This is a genomic window from Parasutterella secunda (assembly GCF_024733725.1).
In the GTDB taxonomy this organism is placed as follows: Bacteria; Pseudomonadota; Gammaproteobacteria; order Burkholderiales; family Burkholderiaceae_F; genus Aphodousia; species Aphodousia faecalis.
The window spans coordinates 1-19,794 of sequence record NZ_JANRHP010000001.1 but is presented as its reverse complement, the minus strand read 5'-3'; the positions used below and the strand labels follow the sequence as shown (position 1 = coordinate 19,794).

The window sequence follows — 19,794 nt, the reverse complement described above, 5'->3', positions numbered from 1 at the left end:
ACAACTGGATTGGAACCCGGGAGGCAGGACAGCCTCTGTGACTTAGGAATGGCCCTCCAGTTTAGCAAACATTTTCCAAGCGTTCTTCCGAGTTGCTAAGCATGAAGCCTGTAATTAAACAAATTGGGTCATCTAGTTTAGTTTGGGGCTCTATTAAGCCTTTCTTTTCTCTAAATTCCACCGGTGATAGGTAGCCTAAAGCAGAATGCGGATGCTCTTCGTTATAAAGCTTCACAACATCTGGCAAGCTACTTAATGCCGTTTCAGCACTTTCAAGCTCTATAAACGGTAGATAATCCCGTTTGAGTGTTTTAACATCAAGAAAAAACCGCTCGGGTTTCGAGCGGTTCAAAGGAGTCTAGAGCGCCTTATTTTGCTTTGTACTCACGCAATTTTTCCGTGCCGTACATCGCGGTCATGGCTTTCCCATCCGGACCGATGGTGCCGCGGTGCATACCGGCGGAATTCATCGGGAAGGCGTACTGACCCTTGCGATCCAAGATAATCAAGCCACCGGTGCCGCCGATGGCGCCGACATCCTTAATGGCCGCTTCGCCGGCTTTTTGCACATCAGGACCCTCGTACTTGTAGTGTACGGAAACGTTGTAAGCGGCAGAAGTACGGATAAACATTTCACCAGAACCGGTTGCGGAAACAGCCACCGTGTCGTTGTTGGCATAGGTGCCGGCACCGATGATGGGGCTATCGCCGATACGACCGAAACGCTTGTTGGTCATGCCGCCTGTGGAGGTGGCAGCAGCGAGGTTGCCGTGTTTATCCAGCGCAACTGCGCCGACCGTTCCGAATTTGTAGTCGTACATCAAAGGATCGATGTAGAGCTCGGCATTGGAAGTTTTCTTGGCGCCGTCGTGATCCAACAGGATTTGTTCTTTTTCTTGAGCTTTTTTCAACTGATCATAGCGATGTTGGGTGAAGAACCACTTGGGATCGACGATTTCGGCACCATTGGCCGCACAGAATTTTTCTGCGCCTTTTGAAGCCATCATGACATGGGGCGATTTGGTGCGAACCAAGTCAGCGCAATTCACCGGATGCTTGACGTTGGTCACGCCGGCAACAGCGCCTGCTGTCAACGTCTTGCCGTCCATGATGGAGGCATCCAACTCGTTTTTCCCTTCATTGGTGAAAACGGCACCGCGACCGGCGTTGAAAATGGGATTGAGTTCCATTTGGTTGATAGCAGCCTTTACCGCTTCGACGGAAGTGCCACCGCGATTGAGCACTTCATAGCCTGCTTTCAAAGCCGCCTGCAGACCTTCGTGATAGGCCTTTTCTTCTTCAGGTGAAAAACGGCCTTCGACGATATTGCCGGCGCCGCCGTGAATGACTAAGCGGAAATCATCGGCAGCCAAAGCCGTGCCGCTAAGCGCAAGTCCAAGAGATAGTGCAACGAGTGTTTTGCGCATTGCTGTATCCTTTCTGAAAGATGCGTTAAAACGAGCTTTGAGTATATCCAATCAGCCATTAAACACTTTGTTAATGTCGCTTTGTGCCGTTAGTTCATGTCAATGAATGACGAAAAACAATGGGAATATTTACTAGCTCTGAATACAAGATAATCAATTTAACCAAACAACTATCAGGCACATTTAATTCTCAAAAATTAAAAAATCTTGCTTTTATCCATCAAAATGCTAATGGTAGCTATTCGATTGATCCGTACCTAGTTCAATCTATTCAATCAAATCTCGCATTTAGAAATCTATTGACTGAGACCATTGAGTTTGGTTTAAAACAAAATCAAATACAATACGCAAATCGCTATAAAGAAACAGATTTTGTTTTATATCAAAAATACACCTATGATGAGGTTCAACGTCTTTTAGGGTGGACTCGCAATTTAAATGCTCAAAATATTGGCGGATACTTCTAAGACGCAGAAACTAAGACACTTCCTGTCTTTATTAACTACGTTAAAGAAGAGAACGCTATTGCATATGAAGACCGATTCATTTCTCCGGATGAACTCATTGCATTATCTAAGCACCCGAGAAAAGCGAGTTCGACAGACGCTGACCATATGTTTAAGCGTACCGAAGCCGATCGGAACAACAAAATTTATCTTTTTGTGAGAAAAAATAAAGACGACAAAGAAACTAAAGAATTTTATTTCTTCGGAGAAATAAACGCACATGGAAATCCGACAGAGGTTAGAATGCCGGAGTCCAACGATACGGCTTTTGAGATTCAATACAAACTTGAAACGCCAGTTCGTGCAGACATTTTTGAATATATTACTGCAGGGTAAATGAATGAAAACGATTGAAGTCGTCGCTGCAATCATTAAACACGATGATCAAATTTTCGCCACTCAACGCGGGTACGGTGAATTTGAAGGCGGTTGGGAGTTTCCCGGCGGCAAGATGGAAGCAGGGGAGACACCTCAAAAAGCGCTAGTTCGCGAAATTAAAGAAGAACTTGAAACAGATATCGAGGTAGGAGACCTCATTGATACCGTGGAGTATGACTACCCGAAGTTTCACTTGAAGATGCACTGCTTCATCTGTTCCATTAAGCACGGCGATCTTGTTCTCAAGGAGCATGAAGACGCCAAATGGTTAACAATCGATACTTTAGACACAGTGAACTGGTTACCGGCGGATCTCTCCCTTATCGAAAAACTCAAGTGTTACTTAAAGTAATTGCCAGAAGCTATAACTTATTGAGAATTCATATTTTTTTACGATTTTTCAAAAATGTCAGAAAGCTTTTTAGTTAAAATGGCGAACTCTAATTTCATTTTTGACGGAGTTCGCCAATGCGTACAAAGCTTTTGACCCTCTCCGCCTGTGCGGTACTTTTAACCGGTTGCTCAACTTTTACACATCAACCGGAAATCAATACTGAAGGAATCGACAGCATCTACGTTTACACGGGGATGCCTAAAAACAACGTCGAGTCCGACATTTATCAAGTTCTACTTAAAAAGACCCAAAAAGGATTAGAAGAGAAGGGCTATAAGGTTCTTCACGAAACTTCTAAATCAGACAGCGCCGATGCCAAACTCGTTGCGAGAATTGAAGGTGTTCAAAATAACTACGCGGTATTGGGTACCTACACAAAGCTTCGAGTCCACTACGAATTGCACGACGCTCAAGGCGAGCTGATTTACAAAAAGACTTACTCATCGGATTCACTACCGAATTCGCAGCTTGACGATTGGCACATCGCTTTGGCGACAGACCTTGTTGCTTCAGCCTATCACAAGATCAAGCCGCCTTATGAGAAATTGGCTACCAACGTGACAGAAGGGCTTCTTGAAGATTTCCCCGACGTCAAAGTTAAAAATTAAAGCACCAATGGTAATGAGCGCCTAATCAAAAAGCTTTCGGTCACCGAATGCATACCAGGCGCTCAGTCCCCAAAGTGCCACCGCGCACAACATGAAACCAACCACAGACAGCCACTGACCATCCCCTTGGTAAAGCAGACCGCAGATAAAGGGGCCAAAACCGGCCAAAACGTAACCGATTCCCTGCGCAAGACTGGAAATGACCAAAAGCTGAGAAAGACTGTTGGTCTTTTTTGCCATTAAAATCATCGCCATACTGAAAGTGATGCCTTGGGGAATACCGGCTAAAACACATCCCACAAAGGACCAGGTTCCGCCCAATAACCAAAGGACGATGCCGATAGCAAAACTTGCCGTCATAATCAGGGAGGCCGGGCGCTCACCGCCGACCGCTTTGATGAAAGCCGCCGTCAAAATACTCGCTGGCGCGCTCACGAGCAAGAAAACAGCGGAGCCCAATCCGGCCTCGGAAGCAGAAAAACCTAAAGTGCTCAAAATGGTGGGAAGCCACGCCACCGTTGTATAAATAGTGAGCGACTGCATTCCCATCACAAAAATCACGGCCCATGTCAGGGGCTTTTTCAATAGCGCCCACTGAAAAGCGCCGCCCGCCACAGTGATTCGTTTAGCGCGGGGCGCCAAAAACCACGCCACAAGCGCCAAAGCCGACATCAGCACCCAAAGCCCTAAAGGGGCCTCAAGAGAACCAAACGCATCTAAAAGCGGCACTGAAAAATAAGCGCCTATTGATCCGGAAAAACCGATAAATCCTGTGAACACTCCCATAACCAGGGCGATGTTATTCGGAAAATAATCTCTAAGCAAAACAGGCATCAACACATTGAGAACGGCAATGCCGATTCCGATGAGAGCTGTTGCCATAAGCATGACTGAATAAGAAGGGATTAGACGACCTGCCGTGCCGATAAGAATCAGTGCTAAACAAATCAATACGGTAACGAGAAGCCCGAAACGTTTGCTCATTGCTGGCGCCGCCGCGCAAAAGAGTCCGAAACAAGCGATGGGTAGTGCGGTGAGAAATCCGTAAGCGGGGTAGCCGATATGAAGGGTTTTAATGATTTCCTCTGCAACAGCGCCCACACAGGTGATGGGTCCGCGCATGACCAGAATCGTCATCAGCAAGGCTAGAAAAACAATGATTGGCGGATAAGCCGTATTTTTTATCCCTGTCATTGGTTAAAAATCAAAAAAAGACCCCGAAAGTGTAATCCCTTCGCGGCCTCATTCACAAACGAACAGTCAGATCTGAATTAAATCTGAAATTAATAGAGCTTCGAAATCACTTCGAGGGCAAAAACGTCCTGGGCCTTGATCAGTTCGCCCAATTGTTTATCGTCCTTAAAGTCAATCCCCCGGAAGACATCCGATCGTGATCCCCAAAGCGGTGGAGGCCACCATTGCAAGAAGGTTTATCGGTGAAAAGGCATTGATGAAGCCCGCGCCCATTGAAGATAATGTCTCTAACATGTCGGACTCCTTTTAGCCGAATAAAAGCCCCGTGGGAAGGGGAACTGAAAATACGAGAACACAACCGCCACCATCATGATCATCACGACAACAGTCATCAGGTTGTATTTCATCGGTACCTTCAAAAACAAAAGCGATCCAATCAAATACAAAGCGGTCGAAACGTAATAGCCACAAAAATACAGCAGCACCAGATACAAACCGATCGCTACGAACACACCGAAAAACTGTAGGGGCAAGAACCCGTGAAAGACAATCGGATAGTCGTTTTCAACATGATGGTTTTGTCGGAAAAGAAGGAAAGTGCGGATAAGATAAAGAGTGTTGACAAAAATCTTTGAATGTCTTGTGAAGTCAACGAATTGAATTAAACGAGGGAGAGAGTGGCGGGGGCACTTGGAATCGAACCAAGATACCTCGGTTCAGAGCCGAGTACACTAACCATTGTGCTATGCCCCTAAAGGTACCTAACGAACGTTAGGGCGTGAATTTTATCAGGTTGAAAGCAATTTGTCTGTACCTTCTTAAGTTTTTTTAAGAAGAAGTCTCATACGAACATGGGGAATTCCGTCTTCTAAAAATTCTTCAGACTCTGCCCTAAAACCTAATTTTTCATACAAACCTCGTACGTAAGTCTGTGCCTCAATGACAATTTCTCCAGCTCCTAATTGTTCTTTTGCAAACGCAATTGCGTGTTCGACGATTTTTGTCCCGAGTCCCTGATGACGCTTAACAGCAATCACTCGGCCCAATGAGACTTCATGTCTGAGGACACCGGCAGGAATGACTCTTAAATAGGCCAAAATTGTTTCGCCTTCTTGAAGCCAAAGATGGTAGGAAACTTTATCTGCCTCATCGACTTCCTGATAGGCGCATTGCTGCTCGACGACAAAAACGGCTACTCGTAACCGATAAATTTTAAAGAGCTCTTCAGTGGACAGTTCAGAAAAATGCTTAACAATAAAGTTCATGGTGGCACAGAAATAAAATAGGCACGATTTATTGTAATAAGATCAAGCACCATTGCCTAGAAAGTTAGTCATTAATTAAGTTCCGTAAAAAACGATCATGCTCCATGAGCCAGAGCCTGGGCAATTGACCAACAAATGGTTGAGGTTTGCGGAACTGACGGCAATTTTCAAGACCCCTCTGCTTTCTTTGCTTTATTATCCTTCAGTTATTCCTTCACTTCGTGTCAAATAGAGCGAAAATTTAACCGATTCTGTCTTGTACTATTGAACCTGAAGTCCTAACTTTGTTTTATTTTTATCAATGGTCTTAGCCCACCAATCAATTATCTCTGCGCTGACTTCTCCCTTTTTACTTCTGAGAACGAGACGCTGAGCTTCAAGTCTGAACGGAGAGTTAATCGTCACCACTGAACTGCGAAAAGCGGACTGACCGATTAAAAGGAAGTTCGGCAAAATGGCCCAACCCACCCCACGGGCTGCTAACCCCAAAGCCCATAAACCACTATCGATTTCCCAATAATCCGTGTTAACCACAGCAGGACTGGGGGATTGCGGATCACGCGCATGAACGACTATCTGACGATAACGTCTCAAATCATCCACTGTTGGTCTGTCAATGGCCGCAAGCGGATGATTCTTTGCCACGACAATCGATAACGGGGAGTGGCCCAAAATATATTCATCACTTTCTAGCGACGGATCTGATGAGAAAACCAAAGCCAAATTCATGGCTGTTTTCGTGAAAAACCACTTGGCTTCCGAACCCGAAATATTTTCAATCTGCAGACGAACCGAGGGGAATGATTTAGCAAAAAGTCTTAATAAATCAATCATGACCGGTGCTTCAAGCACCAAATCAATACCCATATAAATGGAGGGAGTTTGAGTCTCGCTAAGTGTAAGCGCGCGGTTTTGCAGACGATCGGCTTCCACTAAAACACGTTTGGCTCCGACCAAAAGCTCTCGACCTTGAGCAGTTAGCACCGGTTTAGGGGTTCGATCGAAAAGTTTATAACCAAGTTCGGCTTCAAAACCGGCAATGTGCATGGACACTACCGACTGCGCTCGCTTGAGGTTTCTCGCGGCCGCCGAAAAGGAACCCGTTTCCGCCACCGCTACAAAAGAGCGAATTTCATCAATTTTAAGACCCATTACGGCACCTCTATCAGAATGTTGATAGATTCTAACTCGTTATTTCGGCTTTTTGATGAAATAATAGCAAGTATCTAGGTTAATCAATTAGTTATTTATGGCTTTACATTCTCTAAAACACAAACCAGACAGTGCAGTCAGCACTTCTGAACATGACTTATCAGTACTTCATACCCAGTCTGACTTACCTTTCAGTGAGAAAACCAATGCGGCAAACCGTACAAAAGCCGTCTCAAAGTTTGAACTTTGGGCTGCCCGTATCGGCTTTTTCACCGGAGGTTTCACCGTTGCATCATGGGCGCCTTTGATTCCCTTTGTGCAATCCAAGCTTGCGCTTGAGCCTTATGTTTTGGGATTCCTTCTTTTGGGATTAGGGGTGGGATCCTTTGTCGGTATGCCTCTTGCGGGTACCCTAACTCAGAGACTGGGCGCAAGAAACGCCATTGCCTTATCAGGTCTTGCCTCTTGCCTGCTTTTAGTGCTTTTGGCGCTGATGCCAGGATTTTACTTTGAGTGCCTTGCATTACTAGCCTACGGCGTTGCCCTAGGTTGCCTTGAAGTCAGCGTCAACATTTACGGCACCTATCTTGAAAACCGTCAAAAAAGCCGTCTCATGAGCGGGCTGCACGCCGCCTACTCCATCGGTGAGGTCGCATCAGCCGCGGCTCTGACTGCTTTATTCGTCTCAGGTTTTGCCCCGATAACCGCCGTCGGATTCTTGATGATTGTTTTGGCTTTAGTGTTAATCGCTATTTTGCGAAAAATTGAAAACACCAAACTCGAAGCACCCAAGAAAGAAAAGACCGGCAAAATCCGTTTTAGCCTGCTAGGCCCCATCGGTGTTTTGGCTGTCATTTGTGGCGTCATCTTTCTGGCCGAAGGCGCAATGCTCGACTGGAGTGCGATTTATCTTCGAGACAATGCCGGAGTACCCCAAGAAGCCAGTGCTTTCGGGTACACGCTCTTTGTCATCGCAATGGCTATTTCTCGCTTGACCGGTGACCGATTAACGACAAAGTTGGGCCCTCAAGCCGTTTTAACGATTGGCACGCTTTTGATTTTAGTAACGCTTTTGGCACTTGTTTTTATACCTCATCCGATCGCTGCGTTTGCCTCACTCTTTGTGATGGGTTTGGGTATTGCCAACTTGGCGCCGATTCTGATTTCTGCTGCCTCCAGAACCAACTCAATGGATAGTGTCAAAGCCATTACCGCTGTTACCACAGTGGGCTATGGTGGCTTATTAGCCGGACCGGCATTGATTGGAGCGATTTCATCGGCCGTTTCATTACAGGGTGCTTTCTTATTTATCTGTGCGCTGCTTACGATGGGACTGGTGATGATTAAACGGCATCAAAGTGTTTTCAACTAATCCGTATTAATAGGGGAAAAAGCCGGGCAAAAACTGCTCGGCTTTTTTGTCGCTGTTAAAAAGAACCAAAAATATCAATCGTAGAGAATTCCTCAAAGATGAGCGACATTCAGGCAATCATTCTCAAAGAGCTTTTGCAAAAATAAAACAAAGAAAATTTGTTCAAAAGGGAGAAAAAAATGAAAAAAATCCTGCTGCCTTTTGTTTTAAGCACTTTATTGATGGGAGAAACTGTTATGGCCCAAACCATTGAAATGGTGATCGGGGAACGCGCTTTTACCGTTGAACTTATCGAGCATGAGGCGGCTCGGTCCTTTGCTGACAGGCTGCCAATGACGCTAACATTTGAAAATTTTGGTTCAACCGAACGCATCGCTTATTTAAAACAACCTTTAACGATCGGTTCAGCACCGACAGCTACTGATCCGAAACTCGGAGATCTAGCCTATTACATTCCTTGGGGAAACATTTGTGTTTTCGTCAAAGATTTCAGACATTCAGAAGATTTAGTCCCGATGGGGAAAATGTCATCCGAAGCCACCGAAGCTCTTAAACAAAGCGGAAATCAGCCTGTTACATTCAGAGCAATTAAAAAATAGTGGAGAGTTAGTATGAAAAGACGAGACTTTCTTAAATCATCGGCTCTGACAGTCGGGGCATTGGCCGCTCCCGGACTGACTCTCGCTGCCGACAACGACCTAACCTCGCGCTTGACTCACCGCCTCAACGATGCCAGCGCTCCGGAAGTTTTCTTTGTACCGCAAGTCAATTCAGAGGCGTTAATTCGTGTCTATAGTGCATTAAAACAAGCACTTAAAGGACGCGTTGGCATCAAAATGACTTTTGAGACTCCTGGTGGACCGCATTTAGATCCGCAATTAGTAAAGGCTTTAGCCGATCACACAAAAGCCACTTTAATTGACAATAATTGCTATCCGCCAAGAGACACAGCGAGCAAACATCTGGAAGTTGCTCGTGGCAACGGTTTTGACGAAACCATCGCCCCCATTGATATTTTGGATGCTGACGGATACATGGATCTTCCGGTATCAAAAGGCTACCACTTGAAATTTGCCAGAACCGGCAGTCATTTTGCCAATTACGATACGCTGATATCAATGGTTCGCTTTAAAGCCCATTTTTTAGATTTCTATGGTGGCACCCTCAAAAATTTGTCCATTTGCATGGGAACAGGTGTGGAAGGAAAATGCCTTATCCACTCAGCCGGTGAAGTGATGGATCATTTTTCATCGCGCGATGATCAAACGACCTGCGAAGCGATGGCAGATGCTGTTAAAGCCGCCATGCAAGCTAAGCAGGGGAGATGGGCATTCGTTAACGTTCTGGATGCTTTTGAACCGACCGATGGTTGCGAGCATGCTACCAATCTTGGCAATATCGGCATTTTGGCGAGCCTTGATCCTGTTGCCGTTGATCAGGCCTCCATCGATTTAACTTTTGGTGCCGCACCGAATGAGACGGTCAGACAAATCTGGGAAAAACGACACTCCACCATGTTGACGGCCATTGCCGAAAATAACAGCGTCGGTTACACGCACTACCGGTTCACCGAAATTAAATAATTCGTTAGCTTTGCGCTATTCACTTTTTGGTTCAGGCAACAGGAACGAAGAGATGGCGCAAAGCGCACCGATTACAACGAGCATCACCATAACGGTGGTAATGCCGTATGCGTCAGCCACCATTCCTAAAATCGGTGTAAAAATCCCACCTAAACTTGCTGACAATCCCATGGTTACGCCCGAAGCCAATCCAACGTTTTTGGCTAAATAAGATTGTCCCAAAACCACAAAAGCCGCATAGGTTCCATTCAACGTGAAGCTGATCAGAATAAGAATCGGGTATATCCACCATACTGAGGGAACTACCAACACTAGTGCAAAGGCGGGGGCCATCAATAAATAACCCAACTTGCAAGCACGAATCAATCCCACTTTATCGGTTAACCAACCGCCCAACACGGTCATAACCGCACCGCTTAAACAAAGGAAGGACAATAAAGTCCCCGATAAAGCTTCTGATATACCAAAGCGGTAGATACAGTAAAGGGGAAGGAAGGCCAAAACGCTTGTCTGCGCGATACTTCTAAATAAAATGACAAAGCTCAAGCGCATAAATCCATGCCAATCGTTCGTGCTGCCGGTCGATACTTTCTTTTTATTTGCCGGGATTTTTTGGTTCTCAGCCCGTACAGAAGCAACCATTTTTGGGACAGCCCAAATCATTAACGAAGACATCAAAAGTCCGAAAACCAAAAACAATACAGTCCCTGAAGTGCCCCATACGCTCAGAGCTGCAGCCGCAATCATTGGAGCAACGCCAAAACCGAGGTTGCCGCCAACCGAGAAAATACCGATTCCGGTGGCTTTATTACCTGAAGAAATACGATTAACAGTCCGCGCCGCGACAGGGTGAAAGATCGAGCTTCCCACTCCCATCAGTGTAATGGCGATAAAAACAAACCAATAATTAGAAAAAAGGCCGGAAATCCCCAAACCGATACCGCTCATTGCGATACCCAACGCCATAAACCATTGTTTTGAACTCTTGTCCGCCCAATAACCAAATACCGGCTGAACAATAGAAGACAAGCAGGATGAAGCAAACATAAGGCCTGCCACTTCTGTGTAGCTTAACCCGTTGTATAAAACTAAGAAGGGGAGAATAGCGGGGAGGGCACCTGGTGCCAAATCCACACATAAATGACCAAGAGAGAGTAAATAAACGAAAAATTTCTGCACGGCAAAGCCCACTGCGATGAACCGGTGACGGGGATTAGCATAACAGATTGATCGTTGGGAAAATAGGTTATTTAATTTATTTTTGAAATAATTTTAATACAATCCTTAATTTTTATTTGCTTTTCAAGATCGAATTATGATACAATACAAAATATAGAATGGATAGATGTTTTTTTTATTTCAAGTTTAAAAGATCTGGCATTGAAAATTATGTTGAATAACAAGTTATCCCAATCGCTTTTAGTGTCAGTTAGTCTATTAATATTGTTCTCGAGTTCGCTTCAAGCTCAGCCGATTACAAAAGATATGCCTGAAGAACAGCATGAAAGAATTCAAGAAGCGTCATCGGTAACGCCAATTACATCGGTTTTAGAAATTTTGAATCAAAGACTGTATAAGCCTTCTGAACTCAAGGAGCTTTTGGCGCTGATTCAATCTTTTCCAAGACCTGGAATCGGACAGGCGCAGATGGCCGAACAGCTCAATGCCTACGGAATCAATGCCTTTAACCAGAAAGACTACAGTCTTGCCGTTAAACTCTTTCAACGCGCCGCAAAGGCCAATCCTGCAGAAACATCAATATGGTGCAATCTGGCTGCAAGCAGTCTGGAAACAAAGGACTATGCGACAGCACAGTCCTCAGCTCTTCAGGCTCTGATATTGCATCCGTACAAAAGAGACATCTGGAAATTAGTTCAACAAGCTTGCGCACAAAACAATAATGATACGTGCAGACAAAACGCAGAAATCGTTTTGAAAGCAATGACTCCTTCGGAATAACTCAGAGGAACTGAGCTCCGATTATGCCTGCCAGCATAAGCGGAATGTTGTAGGCAATAAAGGTCGGAACACAAGTATCCCAAATATGATCATGCTGGCCATCTGCGTTTAACCCGCTCGTTGGTCCAAGCGTCGTATCCGAAGCCGGAGACCCGGCATCGCCCAAGGCTCCAGCCGCTGACATTAGAAGAATGGTCGCGGGCAGTGAAAAACCAACAGCCTCACACAAAGGCACGTAAATTACAGCCAAAATAGGAACAGTGCCGAAGGAAGTTCCGATCCCCATGGTGACAATTAAACCGATCAAAACGATGATCGTGGCAGCCATAACCTTATTGGTGTGCAAATAAGGGACGACACTTTCAATTAATTGTCCGACAGCACCGGTTTCTTTGAGAATCGCCGCATACCCGCCGGCAATCAGCATGACAAAGGCAATAAATCCCATCATGGAAATACCGTGGGCAATATGCTGATCCAATTCCGAAAAACTAAAAGCCCTGCCCAAAATCATGACAATCAGTCCAAATAAGGCGGCTAAAGGTAAAGATTGCCAAATAAGCTGAACTGCCACCGCCAAAACAATAGCGATAAGTGCTGCCCAGTGCTTTTGTTCAAGCTTCGCAACAACCTCAGTCTTTACCTCAAGTGCAGCTTCAGAGTCTTTATATTTCCTTGGCTTTCGATAAAAGCCGAAAATCATGACCAAAAGACCAATAAACATTGATAGGCCAAGAATCCAATTGACAGAAGCCACATCTGAAACCGTGGTTGTCATACCGCTTCGCGTCATGCTGTCGGCAACAATGCCTTGGAAAATAAGACCGAAACCAATCGGTAAGGTAATATAAGGAGCTTCCAGACCAAAACTTAATGCGCAAGCAGCGGCACGTCGATCCAACTGCATTTTGTTCATCAAAGTCAAAAGAGGCGGAATAAGAAGCGGAATGAAAGCGATATGAACAGGTACCACGTTTTGGGACAAACAGGCAATAAATGCGAGAACCAAACAGAAAACCATCCTGCGTGATCTTAAATGTTTAGATAGCCACGCAACCAACATCTGCATCAGTCCGGTATCAGCGATAGCAACGGCGAATGTGCCTAATAATATATAGGATAAGGCTGTTGTGGCGTTAGCGGAAAAACCGTCAGCCAACAAAGTCATCGTTTGACCGATTTCAAGGTGACCGGAGATACCGGCTGTAATAGCTGCGAATATCAAAGCTAAAAGTACATTGACTTTAACCAAACACAATACGCAAAGCACCAACACTGAAAGAATAATCGGATTCAAAATCAAATCCATCTGACACCTCAAAATTTTTAACTGGTTCGACTTATACTACGCCTAACTAAATAACAAAAGGAAAATTCGTTTACAGTAGAGTGCGTAAGGCAATCGTCCTAACTTTAAAAATTCCGCCTTGATTCCTCTTAATATCTCGCAACATAATAATAGTTATGTTGAATTATCACGAGTGTTTAGTTATTCAAAGTTCCTCTTCTAACCAACTGATATCTCATATAAATAATCACTTATTTGAAAGACCGAGGAAAAAATTAATTTCTAACACTAGCCAATCCGAAATCCTGCAACTGGATGCTTCTGCTGAAAAAATAAAGCTCAAAATTCTGCAAATTTTGATCGCAGTCAAATCTTCAATTTGTCGACAGGATAAAGCCTTTCATAAAAAATCATTACTTTTCTACTTTGGCCTTCTACTGCAAAGCCCTTATACCGATAATCACTGTTATGTATTCGGTGAACTGCGAAATAAGATTTTTATTTAATAAAAGTTGATCTGTTCAAAATTTTCAGCTTATTTTGTCGGCCAATCAAGCCTTTTATTCAAATATATATTAAAAAAACTCGTCTATTTTCAATTGGTTAGTTATTTTTTGTTGGAAAAACTTTTTTGTAAACTGCTTCGCATTGTGTTTGAACAATATCCCATGAAAGGATTTTTAAAATGAAAAAAACACTTGCAAGCCTCATTTTTGCAACCATTGTTGCCGGCAGCACTGCTGCGCAGGCCGCTACCATCCTCGTTGGCACCGATGCGGGCTTAGCCCCTTTTGAATTCAAAGACCAAAAAAGCGAAGAAATCGTCGGTTTTGACATGGACATCATTAAAGCGGTTGCCAAAGCTGTCGGTGATGAAGCAAAAATTCAAAATATGCAGTTTGCAGGCATCATCCCCGCTCTTCAAACCAATATGATTGACGTAGCCGTGGCCGCAATCACGATTACAGATGAACGCAAAAAACAGGTACTTTTCTCTGACCCTTACTACGATGTTGGCCTGGCAATGGTCATTAAGGCGGCAAACAAAGACAAGTACTCAGAGCTCAAAGACATCGAAGGTAAAGCTATTTGTGCTCAGATAGGTTCCACCGGCTCTCTTTTGGCACAATCGGTTAAAGGGGCTAAGGTGATGAATTTTGACCAAGTAGCCGAAGCATTGATGGAACTGAAAATGGGCGGCTGTGAGGCTGCGCTTTTAGGTGATACGACAGCTCGCCATTATCAAAGTCAGCACCATGACAAGGATCTGTTGATCGTTCCTCACCTCTACAATCCGAAACAGGTTGGTTTTGCGGTCTCCAAAAATAATCAGGCGCTCGTCGAAAAACTCAACAAAGGTCTGGCAGCTATTAAAGCAAGTGGCGAGTATGACAAAATTTACGAAAAGTGGTTAGGCAAAAAAACTCACTAACTCAGTACATCCGAACCCAAGGCAATCCATCATCCAAGAGGTTTGCCTTGGTATTTTCATTGCTTTTCCACTGACCTAAATTTTTGCAGACTGTGAAATGCTAGTTAACTGATTCTTCGTCTGGCACAGCAGTATAAAGGCCAACTTGTCCGACTTTGAACGAAAAAATTAATTTTCTGACACTAACCAGTTCAAAAGACTCAGACACCGTATCCCAGAATATTGTTGACCGATAAACAAAGGATCCAATGTCAAAATACATTTAGGATAATGATCGGCAATATTCTTTAATGAGTTTAATTCTCTCTCAAGAGTTTGCTCATCAGAAAGGTAAGCCGCTACTTGGTAATAAACATAATCATTTCCATTAGCCGCTACAAAATCAACTTCCCCCGCCCTATCTGTGCCAACATAAACAGACTGATATCGTCTCTTAAGTTCTAAATAAACAATATTTTCAATTACATGACCCAAATCCGGGCTTATACTGCTTATTAAGAACTGCCGAAAGGTCGGATCAACCAAATAATATTTCTCATCCTGTTTTAATAACTGACGACCCTTAAGGTTGAATCGCGGAACTTTAAAGCAAAAATAGGCGTCCTCCAGTGCTTTTAAGTAAGCTGAAATTGTTGGTTCAGAAAACGATACTCCGAAGGACTTAGCCGTATTGGCAATTTTTCTAACTGATAACGAGGATCCCAAGCTTGAAGCCAGAATTTGAGACAACTTGATTAACAACGTGACATCTTTGATTCCTTTTCGATTACCCACATCTTTCAAAATCATAGAATCAAACAGCATTTGATAATAGTCTTTGCGCTCTCTAGGCATTCCTCTAAATAAAAGCGCCCCCGGGAAACTGCCTTCCGTAAGGTAAACCGCTAAATTTTCTCTGGAAGGTTCATCATGTTCTCTTGTTGTTAAAAATTCTTTGAATGAAAACGGATAAACCTTGATTTCCAAGTAACGACCCGTCAAATATGTTGTCAATTCTCCTGATAGAACATAGGCATTCGAACCGGTCATATAAAGGTCAATGTTTCCGAACAACATTAGGCTTTCGGCGACCTTCTCAAACCCCGGACATTCTTGTATCTCATCAATGAATACGTAATAAATTGAATCTTTGGCTATTTTTGAAGCAATGAAATCGTATAGGGATTTTTTATTCCTTAACGACTCATTAGATAAATCTGCCAAATTTAATTCAATAATGTGATTTTCGTTAATTCCGCTGGCTAACAGCTCGTTTTTCCATAATTGCAAAATCGTCGACTTACCACTGCGCCTCGTGCCGGTAAGTATTTTGATGATCGGTTTATCTTTTAACCGTTTTAACTGCTCAATGTAATAAGGACGAGGAATCATAAGATCGTCAAAATTAAATTTTATACTTTCGAAATTTTTGCTAAAGTATAAAATATTTTTTAGACAATTGACACTATGTGACCTTGCCTGAAAATAGTTGACAGTTTTTAAAACTATGACTGATTCGGTTGATAAACTTTTTAGTATTGCCAGATTTTCGTTACGAACTGGACTTAATTTGCTCACAGCCCCCGTACGACAAGGTTAATTCCCATAAGAACCATCGTAACCGAGAGAATGATCACAAGGAGTCTTGGTTTGCTCTTCTTTGCAATACGGGCGCCGATCTGAGCACCGATCACACAGCCGCAACCAATACAAATGGCCGGAACCCAAATAATGTGATTCAAGGAAGCATGGCTAATTGTGCCCACCAGAGAGCTGACCATCAAAATGAAGGTTGAAGACGCGGTGGCGATTTGAGCCGGGAAACCCAAAATAAAAACCATCATTGGGACATCGATAATACCGCCGCCAATGCCAAAAATAGTCGAGATAAACCCAACACCAAAGGTCAGAACTACACCAAGCCAAAGGTTAAACGGGGCCGTTGCCGGATCGAAGTCTTCAGGACGCGCAGTGGCTCGTTTGGAATTGGATTTCCAATACATGAAGCAACCTAAAACGACAAGCAGGCAACCAAAAGCGATGGAAAAACTCGCGCCAGTGAAATATTTGGAGACGAAACTGCCACAAAAAGCACCGGGAATGGTACTAAGCGCAAACGGTATCGCCGCTCGGAACATAATGCGCTTTTGTTTCATATAGGCATAAGCTCCGGAGACTGCGTTACAAGCTACAGCAAAAAGACTGGTACCGATAATTTGCTGAACTGTGCTGAACGTCATGGAACCATCGGGAGCGTACATCGTATACATGAAAAGCGGCACAAGAATCAGGCCGCCACCAAGTCCGATAAGTGTCCCAAATGTACCGACACAAACACCAACCACCAAAAAGAATAAAAAGTCCATGATCAAAAAAGCAATTAAAGAGGTACCTTCCATTGGTTATATACTTTTCTATATGGCTTATCAACAAGTATTTTTTCTTAGAAGAAGCTTTTAACCAACACGAAGAACATCAGAAAACCGAGTGGTATAGGAAGGACTTTTCATTTCGCGCTTCATTTTCCAATCTTCCGAATCGCGTTTAACAGCCGAAAAGCAAATCGTGCCGTTTCCGTATTTATTGTTTATTTGGTCCAATGTTTCCGATAAACGTTCCTGTTTTTCCCTTACAAGGCCAAACAAATCTTCAGTCGTTTCCCCTTTACGCCGAATATTTTCCAAAATAACGCCGGCTTTTTTATAGGCAATTCCTTTCACGTAGTGTTTTTCCAGAAGTGTTACGGCGCTCTTTAATATGGTTGGTGTGTCGTTTACGTACATTGCCAAATCAACAGCATCCATGGTGGCGTACACAGGCTTTTCCGTTTTAAAGCGGTTTGAATAAAGAAAAATACCGACTCGGGAGGTCATCAGATGCTCTTGCCGTAAGACTCGCGCGGCCTCTTCAGCATGCATGGTAATTGCGCTTAAAAGGTCGTTTCGATCGAACACATCCTTGGAAAAGCTTCGGCTGCGAAGAATTCTTTTTCTCGTTGGAGGCGTAGGTTCAAACTCAATTGACTCAATCCCCCGGAGTTCTCGGGCTGTTTGAATCACATTAATAGGGAAACACTGCTTTAATAAACTTTCAGAAGCTTGGGCTAAATCCAGAGGCGTTTGAATCCCGAGTTTCTTTAAACGCATAGCCAATTGGGAGCCGATTCCCCAAATTTCCTCAACTCCTTGATAAGCCAATGCTTTTTCTTGTCTTGAGAAAGAAAGGTCATTCCAATTTAAAACACCATGAAGAGCCGGGATTTTCTTAGCTAAATGATTGCAGTATTTGGCTAGTGTTTTGGTGGGAGCAATGCCGACACAAGCCGGAATGCCAATCCATTGTCCAATACGTTTCCGAATGGAAAACCCTAATGTTGTTAAGTCATCTAATCCTGAGAGATCCGCAAAGCACTCATCAATGGAGTAAACCTCAATGGCAGGCACCAAACCGGCAATGATATTCATCATACGGGAAGACATATCGCCGTAGAGCTCGTAGTTGCTTGAAAAGACCGCAACCTGATGGCGGCGAATAATATCTTTAACCTGATAAAACGGTATGCCTCTTTTTAGTCCCAGTGCTTTAGCTTCTGCCGTCAGCGTGACAATACAGCCATCGTTGTTACTTAAAACAACCACCGGACGGTGACGTAAATCGGGTCTGAAAACGCGTTCACACGAGGCATAAAAAGAATTTCCATCAATCAGAGCGTACATAGGTACCCTCAGCTAAGCGGCGACTTTCCTGGAAACAGATTTGATCACGAAATTGACAACCCCGAATAACTGCCACTCCTGACCTTCCTGCGGATAAATATCCGGGTATTGACCGCTTGAATTCTCCGCTTTTAAATAAAAGCCCTCAGGTGTGCGCACAAATCGCTTGACGGTATAGTCGTTATCAATCTGCATGACAACGATGTCTCCATTCTTAGGACTGCGGGAGCGATCTACAACAATTAAATCATCTTCCGAAAGCCCCGCATCAATCATCGATTGACCGGAGACTCTTAAAACAAAGGTGGCCGCATCGTTATCAACTAACAGTTCATTAAAGTCAATCGTTTCCTTGTAACTTTCCGCCGGCGACGGAAAGCCTGCCTGCACAGAATATTCAAAGAAAGGCACTGAAATTTTTGAGCGCGGATGAACGGCCTTTATACCGACAGATGAATTCTTTGTAATGCTGTCAGAGGTTGTCAAAGTCTGTCGAAGCCACTTTCCGCCCCCTTTTTCCTGAAACACCCTTTTCTGATCCGCAGTCACACGAGCAATAATGGTTGCCTTTAAGGCTGCATCCCCTTCCGGTTTACGACCGGCGTTAACTCTTTTACCGCCACGCTGCTTTTTTAACATAACCGTTCCTTATCTTTTATTGAAATTGTAATACACAATCAATAAAAGTCAATTAAAGTTCTTGATGGACTTAAATCAGGTAGAGAGTAGAAATTTTTAGTCTAATTCCCCTATCCGGGTCAAAAATTGATGAACTTCCAATGCCGTGCGAATATTGAGTTTATGGCAGGCGTTGCCGCGATGGATTTTGACCGTATGTTCTTGAATTTGCAGTTGATCGGCGATGACTTTATTGGATAAATTCTGAGCCACCAGTTTCAAAATCATACGTTCACGATTTGTCAGCGCCTCATATTGCGCATGCAGCATCTGCGTCTCGTACTGTTTTCGTCTGGCCTGAAGATTTTCCTCAACTAATCGTGCAGCGGTTTCGCGCAATTTTTCCGGTTCAACGGGTTTTTCGTAAAAGTCTTTCGCTCCCCGCTTCAAGGTGTCAACCGCCAGACCAATGTTGCCATGCGCCGATAGAAAAATAATCGGAAGATCTATTTCCCGCTTGTTAATTTCCTGCTGCAGCTCAGGCCCACTCATCCCCGGCATTCGCACATCCAAAATAATGCAGCCGGGATATCGAAGATCATCTTTTTCCAAAAACTCTTCGGCCGTCGCATAGCAAGCCGTCTCCAATCCCACGACTCTCAACGTAAAGGCTTCAGAATTTCGAACCGTTTCCTCATCATCGATGATTCGGACAATGGGACGATAAAGATCAGGATTCACAAGAGCTTTCATTGTTTTTTCTATTGCAGTTATCAAAGCTAAGTTTAACCATTAAACCGTGAGGATTAAACGCTTCGAATTGAAGACGAGTGGTATGCCGTTCGGCAATCACTCGACAAATGGACAGCCCCAACCCCAGTCCTTCAATTTTTTCACTTTGACATCCTCCTCGCCGTGAACGG

General features: G+C 44.0%; 22 protein-coding genes and 1 pseudogene. 9 read left to right on the top strand and 14 right to left on the bottom strand.

The annotated features are described in order from the left end of the window. Positions 1-61: 61 nt before the first annotated feature. Both NW199_RS00110 and NW199_RS00105 read right to left on the bottom strand, forming a co-directional pair. Positions 62-352: an integrase core domain-containing protein gene (locus tag NW199_RS00110; protein ID WP_249092693.1), complete on the bottom strand. Its 291-nt coding sequence runs from the start codon at positions 350-352 to the stop codon at positions 62-64. Between the two features lie 16 nt (positions 353-368). Then, on the bottom strand, positions 369-1,427 hold the full coding sequence (locus NW199_RS00105) for an isoaspartyl peptidase/L-asparaginase family protein (protein ID WP_249092692.1): 1,059 nt from the start codon (positions 1,425-1,427) through the stop codon (positions 369-371). A gap of 119 nt (positions 1,428-1,546) precedes the next feature. On the opposite strand from NW199_RS00105, the gene NW199_RS08840 reads away from it, so the two are divergent. From NW199_RS08840 to NW199_RS00090, 4 genes and pseudogenes are all read left to right on the top strand, one after another. Then, entirely contained in the window at positions 1,547-1,894 is a 348-nt protein-coding gene (locus NW199_RS08840) for a hypothetical protein (RefSeq protein WP_507237021.1), read from the top strand. A gap of 18 nt (positions 1,895-1,912) precedes the next feature. Then, a pseudogene (locus NW199_RS08835) lies at positions 1,913-2,269 on the top strand (DUF3427 domain-containing protein); the annotation flags it as partial. A gap of 4 nt (positions 2,270-2,273) precedes the next feature. Then, positions 2,274-2,663, top strand: coding sequence for an 8-oxo-dGTP diphosphatase MutT (mutT, locus tag NW199_RS00095; protein WP_249092690.1), 390 nt, complete (start codon positions 2,274-2,276; stop codon positions 2,661-2,663). A 116-nt stretch (positions 2,664-2,779) separates the two neighbouring features. Continuing rightward, positions 2,780-3,313: a hypothetical protein gene (locus tag NW199_RS00090; protein ID WP_249092689.1), complete on the top strand. Its 534-nt coding sequence runs from the start codon at positions 2,780-2,782 to the stop codon at positions 3,311-3,313. A gap of 21 nt (positions 3,314-3,334) precedes the next feature. Here NW199_RS00090 and NW199_RS00085 read toward each other — a convergent pair whose 3' ends face one another. The 4 genes from NW199_RS00085 to NW199_RS00070 form a co-directional block, all read right to left on the bottom strand. Further along, positions 3,335-4,507 (bottom strand): MFS transporter, encoded by a 1,173-nt coding sequence (locus NW199_RS00085; RefSeq protein ID WP_249092688.1) that lies wholly within the window; start codon positions 4,505-4,507, stop codon positions 3,335-3,337. A 171-nt stretch (positions 4,508-4,678) separates the two neighbouring features. Further along, on the bottom strand, positions 4,679-4,801 hold the full coding sequence (locus tag NW199_RS00080; protein WP_258333221.1) for a hypothetical protein: 123 nt from the start codon (positions 4,799-4,801) through the stop codon (positions 4,679-4,681). A gap of 524 nt (positions 4,802-5,325) precedes the next feature. After that, the gene (locus NW199_RS00075; RefSeq protein ID WP_249092687.1) at positions 5,326-5,772 is read right to left on the bottom strand and encodes a GNAT family N-acetyltransferase; all 447 of its coding nucleotides are present in this window, start codon (positions 5,770-5,772) and stop codon (positions 5,326-5,328) included. A 261-nt stretch (positions 5,773-6,033) separates the two neighbouring features. Continuing rightward, on the bottom strand, positions 6,034-6,924 hold the full coding sequence (locus tag NW199_RS00070; RefSeq protein ID WP_249092686.1) for a LysR family transcriptional regulator: 891 nt from the start codon (positions 6,922-6,924) through the stop codon (positions 6,034-6,036). Between the two features lie 97 nt (positions 6,925-7,021). Here NW199_RS00070 and NW199_RS00065 point away from each other — a divergent pair, with 97 nt between their 5' ends. The 3 genes from NW199_RS00065 (at position 7,022) to NW199_RS00055 (ending at position 9,879) form a co-directional block, all read left to right on the top strand. Then, positions 7,022-8,296 carry an MFS transporter gene (locus tag NW199_RS00065; protein ID WP_258333220.1) on the top strand — a complete coding sequence of 425 codons (1,275 nt, stop codon included), beginning with the start codon at positions 7,022-7,024 and terminating at the stop codon, positions 8,294-8,296. Positions 8,297-8,475: 179 nt separating this feature from the next. Next, a complete protein-coding gene (locus NW199_RS00060; RefSeq protein WP_258333219.1) occupies positions 8,476-8,895 on the top strand; it encodes a cyclophilin-like fold protein in 420 nt (139 codons plus the stop codon). Positions 8,896-8,907: 12 nt separating this feature from the next. Then, positions 8,908-9,879: a DUF362 domain-containing protein gene (locus NW199_RS00055; RefSeq protein WP_258333218.1), complete on the top strand. Its 972-nt coding sequence runs from the start codon at positions 8,908-8,910 to the stop codon at positions 9,877-9,879. Positions 9,880-9,894: 15 nt separating this feature from the next. On the opposite strand, the gene NW199_RS00050 is transcribed toward NW199_RS00055, so the two are convergent. Then, positions 9,895-11,058 carry an MFS transporter gene (locus NW199_RS00050; protein ID WP_258333217.1) on the bottom strand — a complete coding sequence of 388 codons (1,164 nt, stop codon included), beginning with the start codon at positions 11,056-11,058 and terminating at the stop codon, positions 9,895-9,897. Positions 11,059-11,268: 210 nt separating this feature from the next. Between NW199_RS00050 and NW199_RS00045 the strand changes: the two genes are divergently transcribed. Further along, the gene (locus NW199_RS00045) at positions 11,269-11,838 is read left to right on the top strand and encodes a hypothetical protein (protein ID WP_258333216.1); all 570 of its coding nucleotides are present in this window, start codon (positions 11,269-11,271) and stop codon (positions 11,836-11,838) included. Position 11,839: 1 nt separating this feature from the next. Here NW199_RS00045 and NW199_RS00040 read toward each other — a convergent pair whose 3' ends face one another. Beyond that, positions 11,840-13,147 (bottom strand): Na+/H+ antiporter NhaC family protein, encoded by a 1,308-nt coding sequence (locus NW199_RS00040; protein WP_258333215.1) that lies wholly within the window; start codon positions 13,145-13,147, stop codon positions 11,840-11,842. A 664-nt stretch (positions 13,148-13,811) separates the two neighbouring features. On the opposite strand from NW199_RS00040, the gene NW199_RS00035 reads away from it, so the two are divergent. Continuing rightward, entirely contained in the window at positions 13,812-14,558 is a 747-nt protein-coding gene (locus NW199_RS00035; protein ID WP_022473401.1) for a basic amino acid ABC transporter substrate-binding protein, read from the top strand. A 168-nt stretch (positions 14,559-14,726) separates the two neighbouring features. Here the strand turns inward: NW199_RS00035 and NW199_RS00030 are convergent, their stop codons facing one another. The 6 genes from NW199_RS00030 to NW199_RS00005 all read right to left on the bottom strand — a co-directional run. Beyond that, on the bottom strand, positions 14,727-15,929 hold the full coding sequence (locus NW199_RS00030) for an ATP-binding protein (RefSeq protein WP_258333214.1): 1,203 nt from the start codon (positions 15,927-15,929) through the stop codon (positions 14,727-14,729). 182 nt (positions 15,930-16,111) lie between these two features. Continuing rightward, positions 16,112-16,936 carry a sulfite exporter TauE/SafE family protein gene (locus tag NW199_RS00025; protein ID WP_258333213.1) on the bottom strand — a complete coding sequence of 275 codons (825 nt, stop codon included), beginning with the start codon at positions 16,934-16,936 and terminating at the stop codon, positions 16,112-16,114. Positions 16,937-16,993: 57 nt separating this feature from the next. Then, positions 16,994-18,253: a Y-family DNA polymerase gene (locus NW199_RS00020; RefSeq protein WP_258333212.1), complete on the bottom strand. Its 1,260-nt coding sequence runs from the start codon at positions 18,251-18,253 to the stop codon at positions 16,994-16,996. A gap of 12 nt (positions 18,254-18,265) precedes the next feature. Further along, positions 18,266-18,892 carry a LexA family protein gene (locus NW199_RS00015; RefSeq protein WP_258333211.1) on the bottom strand — a complete coding sequence of 209 codons (627 nt, stop codon included), beginning with the start codon at positions 18,890-18,892 and terminating at the stop codon, positions 18,266-18,268. A 96-nt stretch (positions 18,893-18,988) separates the two neighbouring features. Beyond that, complete coding sequence (locus NW199_RS00010) at positions 18,989-19,624, bottom strand: response regulator transcription factor (protein ID WP_258333210.1); 636 nt, start codon at positions 19,622-19,624, stop codon at positions 18,989-18,991. Next, the coding region (locus tag NW199_RS00005; RefSeq protein WP_258333209.1) for an ATP-binding protein at positions 19,602-19,794 on the bottom strand (193 nt) is incomplete at its 5' end. The genes NW199_RS00005 and NW199_RS00010, both read right to left, overlap by 23 nt.